This window comes from Streptomyces sp. NPDC046303, from assembly GCF_055588085.1.
In genome coordinates this window covers 1-5,153 of record NZ_JBVJFA010000081.1, presented here as the reverse complement: position 1 = coordinate 5,153, position 5,153 = coordinate 1, and the positions used below count along the sequence as shown (strand labels likewise).

Below are 5,153 nucleotides of genomic sequence, written 5' to 3'. Positions count from 1 at the left end.
GCCTACGGCAACATCACCGCCCGCAGCCTCTGAAGGAAGGAGCACGCCCTCATGTCTCTCACACCGAAGACCGCCGCCGGGCAGGACCGCCCGGAGCTGCGGAAGGCCATCCAGGAGATCGTCGATTCCGGTTGGGCCGGGGTGCAGTTGCGCGTGAACGATCAGCGGGGCGAGTGGGTCGGCACCGCCGGAGTGCGCGAGCTGGGCGAGAGTGCCAAGCCGCCGGCCGACGGGCGTTTCCGCATCGGCAGCAACACCAAGACCTTTACGGCGGCCCTGGTGCTGCTGCTCGTGGCCGAGGGCGCGCTCGGGCTGGACAGCCCGGCGGACGACCACCTGCCCGGGTTCGGGCTGGACCGGCGGATCACGGTGCGGATGCTGTTGCAGCACACCAGCGGGCTGTTCAACTTCACCGGCGAGTACTACGAGGACGGGACGACCGCGCCGGGGATCCCCTGGCAGGGCCAGGAATGGGTGGACAAGCGGTTCCACACCTACCGTCCCGAGGAACTGGTGCGGCCGGCCTTGTCGAAGCCGGCGCGGTTCGAGCCGGGCACGGACTGGAGCTACTCGAACACCAACTACGTGCTGGCCAGGCTGCTGGTCGAGAACGTCAGCGGCCGCCCGTTCGCCGAGGAGATGCAGCGGCGGATCCTGGGCCCGCTCGGCCTGTCGGGCACCGTGGTGCCGGACGCCTCGCCGGAGATCCCCGAGCCGCACGCCCACGGCTACTACACCTACCAGGACGCCGGCCGGTGGAAGACGGTCGACGTCACCCGGGGCAACGCCTCCTGGATCTCCGCCGCCGGCGACATGATCTCGACCACCCGGGATCTGCACACGTTCATCTCCGCCCTGATGAGCGGCAGGCTGCTGCCGGCCCCGCTGCTGGCCGAGATGCGCACGCCGCACCCCAAACTCGGGTACGGGCTCGGGCTGTTCGTGCAGGAGGCGGAATGCGGCGGCACCCTCTACACCCACAACGGCGGCTTCTGGGGCTGGGCGGCGCTGATGTACAGCACGCCCGACGGCCGTACGACCCTGACCGCCTCGCTGACCACCGGGGACGCCGAACTCGACTTCGTGCGGGCGGCGGAGGCGTTCGGGAACGCTCAGAAGAGGCTCGTCAACGAGGTGTTCTGCGGCGGGCGGGCCGAGCCGGCCCAGCCTGCGGGCTGAAGACAGACAGCCCCCGTTCCGGCCGAGGCCGGGACGGGGGCTTTGTCACGCCGGGCCACCTGCAGAGCGTCGCGGGAGGCCTCCGGTCCGGCTCAGCGGGATCTCGAGGGGGCAGCGGGACAGTGTCGGGAATCTGTTTGCCGTCGTCAGGAGACTGGTCATGTCCGCGCCCGTGCTCGAACCGCGCGTGGCGGCCCGGCCCGCGCCGAAGGCCCGGCGGCCGCGGCCCGGGCTCGCCCTCGCCGTCATCGCCTCCTGCAACGCGATGATCCAGCTCGACGACGCCATCGTGAACATCGCCCTGCCCGGCATGCGCGCCGATCTCGGACTGTCGGACGTCGGTTCGTCCTGGGTGCTGAACGCCTATCTGCTCGCGTTCGGCGGTCTGCTGCTGCTGGGCGGGAGGGCCGGGGACATCCTCGGCCGGCGCCGGGTGTTCCTCACCGGCGTGGCGCTGTTCACGGCGGCGGCCGCCGTGCGCGGGCTCGCGTCGGGTGTGGAGCTGCTCACCGTGATCCGGGTGGTGCAGGGGATCGGGGCGGCGCTGGCCGCGCCGAGCGGGCTCGCCCTGGTGCTGAGCATGTTCGAGGAGGGGGCGCCACGCAAGCGTGCGATCGCCGTGTGCACGGCGGCGGGCGCGGTCAGTACGGCCGGCGGCCTGCTGCTGGCCGGGGCGCTGTCCTCGCTGAGCTCCTGGCGGTGGGAACTGCTGCTGAACGTTCCGCTCGGGGTGCTGATCCTGGTGCTGGGGCCGGTGGCGATCACGGAGACGCGCCGCAATCCGGGCCGCTTCGACGTGGCGGGTGCGCTGCTGTCGGCGGTGGGTGCGGCCGCGCTCGTGTACGGGCTGGCGCGGGCGGCGGAGCAGGGTCTCGGCGATGTGCGGGCAATGGTCTGCGTGGCGTGTGCGCTGGTGCTGTTCGCGGTGTTCGCGGGGGTCGAGCGGCGGGCCGCGCATCCGATCGTGCTGCTGCACCTGTTCCGGTCCCGCAACCGGGTCCTCGCGTACGCGGGGACGCTGGCCGTGCCGGGTTCGATCATGGGGGCGTACTTCTTCCTCAACCGGTACTTCCAGCAGCAGGAGGGGTACGGCCCGTTGGGCGCGGCGCTGGCGCTGACGCCGCTCGCGGCGACGATGGCGGTGACGGCGTGGGCGGCCGTACGGCTGGAGCGCCTGCTCGGGCCGCGCTACCTGATGGCGGGCGGCGCCGCGCTGCTGCTCACCGGCAACCTGTGGCTGTCGCAGCTCGGGCCGGGTTCCTCGTACGCGGGCGGGATCCTGCCGCCGCTGCTCCTGCTGGGCGCGGGCATGGCGTGCTGTGTGATCCCGCCGACGGTGCTGGCGACGTCCGGGCTGCGGCGCGGGGAGGCCGGTGCGGCCTCCAGCATGCTCAACGCCGTGCAGACGCTGGGCGGTTCGCTGGGGCTGGCGATGCTGGTGGCGGTGGCCTCGCGCTCCGGTATGTCCCTGGGGTTCACGGCCGGCGCGGTGTGCGCGGGCATCGCCCTGCTGGCCGCGCTGCTGATCCGGCCCGGCTCCGACCACCTGCCGCGGCGTTAGCGCCGCGGCAGCGAACGGAGGGGGCCCGGCCTGTCGGCCGGGCCCCCTCCGTGTGTTTTTCAGGCGAACAGGTCGGCGAGCAGTTCGGGGCCGACGGCGATGGGGGCGGGGCGGTAGGCGGGGGGCTGTGTGCCCGTCAGCTCGCGCACCAGGAAGTCCCAGCAGCGGCCCCGGACGTAGGACAGGCAGTCGATGAACGTGTGCTCGGCCCCGGGCACGATGAGCAGCTCGAAGTCCTTGCCGGCGGCGATGAGCCGGTCGGCCAGCCGCAGCGTGTGGTCGGGGTGGACCTGGTCGTCCATCTCGCCGTGGACGAGCAGCAGTCTGCCCGCGAGCCGGTCCGCGAGGTCCACGTTGGAGGTACGGGCCCAGGCCTCGGGGTTGTCGGCGCCGTCGTAGGCCTCGACGAAGCCCGGGTTGAAGTGGCGGGCGTCGTGCGAGCCGGAGAGGGCGGCCGCGGCCTTGTACACCTCGGGGAAGTCCAGCATCGCCCGCGCGGCGGCGAATCCGCCTCCGGAGTGCCCGAGGGCGCCCACCCGGTCCAGGTCCATCCAGGGGCGGGTCCGGGCCAGTTGGCGCAGGGCCGCGACGTGGTCGGCCAGGCAGCCGGCGTCGGCCAGGCGGCCGTAGGAGGCGTCGTGGAAGGACTTGCTGCGCCCGGGGGTGCCGCGTCCGTCCAGGGCCACCACCACGAAGCCCAGCGCCGCGAGGGGTTCCGCGTCGAGGCCCATCCCGCCCGGGTCGAAGCACGGGGCGACCCGGTTGACCTGCGGGCCGGGGTAGAGGTGGTCGACGACGGGGTAGCGCTGGGCGGGGTCGAAGCCGCGGGGCCGGTAGAGCACTCCGTAGAGGTCGGTCTCGCCGTCGGCCGCCTTGACGCAGAACCGTTCCGGCGCCGTCCAGCCGGTGGCGGTGAGCTTGGCGATGTCGGCGCGCTCCAGCTCGACCAGCACCCGGCCGGTCCAGTCGAGGACGCGGGTCACGGGCGGGGTGTCGACCGTGGACGCGGAGTCGATGAAGTACTCCCCGTGGCCGGGCAGGGTGACGATGTGGTCGAGGTCGTCGTCGGTGACCTTGGCGAAGCCGGAGCCGTCCAGGCCGATGCGGCACACCGTGCGCCGGTACGGGTCCCCGTCGATGAGTCCGGAGGCGGTGAAGTACACGGCCCGCTCCGCCTCGTCGACGCGCAGGATCTGCCGTACCGCCCAGGGCCCGGAGGTGACCTGGCCGAGCAGCGCGCCGGTGCGCAGGTCGTACCGGTACAGGTGGCCCCAGCCGTCGCGCTGCGAGTACCACAGCACTTCGCCGGCGAGGACCCGCACGAGGGGCGGCTCGTACATCCACTGGTTGGGTTCGACACGGGTGGCCCCGGTCTCGCTGAGCACCGCGGTGACCTCGCCGGTGGCCGGGTCCATCCGGTAGAGGGTGAGCGTGCGCAGGTCGCGGGGGCGGCCGAGGTAGTAGACCGCCGAGCCGTCCGGAGCCCACCACGCCCACCCGGTCGTGATCGGTGACGACTGCGGCATGAGCAGCGGCTCGGCCTGCGCGCGGACCACCGTGCCCTCGGCGACGTCCAGTACGACCAGCTCGGCGAGCGGTAGGTGCTCGTCGCCCGCGTAGGCGTACCGCTGGGTGTGCAGGAGGGGTGCACTGCCGTCGGCGGGCCTGGCCTGTACGAGGTGGGTCCGGCGGACGCTCCGCTCGTCGGTCCGGTGCGCCAGCACCTTCGTCGAGTCGGGCGACCAGGCGACGGCGGGCGGGAGGTGGGGCAGGCCGATCTTGCGCAGCAGGGTGCTGTTGCCCGTGGAGTCCGGGCCGGTGCCGTACTGGTGGTCGGGCCGGCCGTCGGTGGTCAGTGCCCACTCGCGGCCGTCGGACAGCGAGCGCGCCCACAGGTCGTGGCCCCGCCGGGACACCGCGAGCTTCCCGTCGGGTGACGGGACGTCGAGGGGGCTGCCGGGCGGCGTGAACGGGGCGGGCTCGCAGGCGTAGCTGTCCAGGCGGCAGCGCCAGTACGCGCCGAACGCGGCGAACTCCACGGCGTTGGCGGCGAGTTCGATGGTCGTGAAGGGGAGGGCCTCGGGGTCGGCCCGCTGCCCGGAGGCGGCGGCCAGCGCGGCGGCGAGCAGGGCGTGGTCGAAGGCCGGTTCGCGGGTGCCGGCCGCGGGGTCGGCCAGCACGAACCGCCGGCCGGTGCCGTTGCTGACCGCGTACCAGAACCGGGCGCCGCCGTCGATCCACTGCGGCCGGACCTTGTCGCCGACGACGAGCTCGCCGGGGCGTGCGGGACGGCGCAGGAGCTGCTCGGCGGCCTGGTAGTCCTGAGTGGTCGTCATTCTTCGTGTCCGTTCTTGGTTCTGGCGTCGGTCCGGGGGCTCGTTCAGAGGCTGCGGGCGGTGATGTTGCCGTAGGA

At 73.2% G+C, this 5,153-nt stretch carries 3 protein-coding genes; 2 read left to right on the top strand and 1 reads right to left on the bottom strand.

Annotation, left to right across the window (positions count from 1 at the left end; genetic code table 11):
* The first annotated feature begins 51 nt into the window (after positions 1-51).
* Together ACZ6I1_RS34865 and ACZ6I1_RS34860 are read left to right on the top strand one after the other, a co-directional pair.
* Entirely contained in the window at positions 52-1,179 is a 1,128-nt protein-coding gene (locus ACZ6I1_RS34865) for a serine hydrolase domain-containing protein (protein WP_469293130.1), read from the top strand.
* A gap of 160 nt (positions 1,180-1,339) precedes the next feature.
* Positions 1,340-2,740: an MFS transporter gene (locus ACZ6I1_RS34860; RefSeq protein ID WP_469293129.1), complete on the top strand. Its 1,401-nt coding sequence runs from the start codon at positions 1,340-1,342 to the stop codon at positions 2,738-2,740.
* A gap of 59 nt (positions 2,741-2,799) precedes the next feature.
* On the opposite strand, the gene ACZ6I1_RS34855 is transcribed toward ACZ6I1_RS34860, so the two are convergent.
* Positions 2,800-5,076 (bottom strand): S9 family peptidase, encoded by a 2,277-nt coding sequence (locus ACZ6I1_RS34855; protein ID WP_469293127.1) that lies wholly within the window; start codon positions 5,074-5,076, stop codon positions 2,800-2,802.
* Positions 5,077-5,153 lie beyond the last annotated feature (77 nt).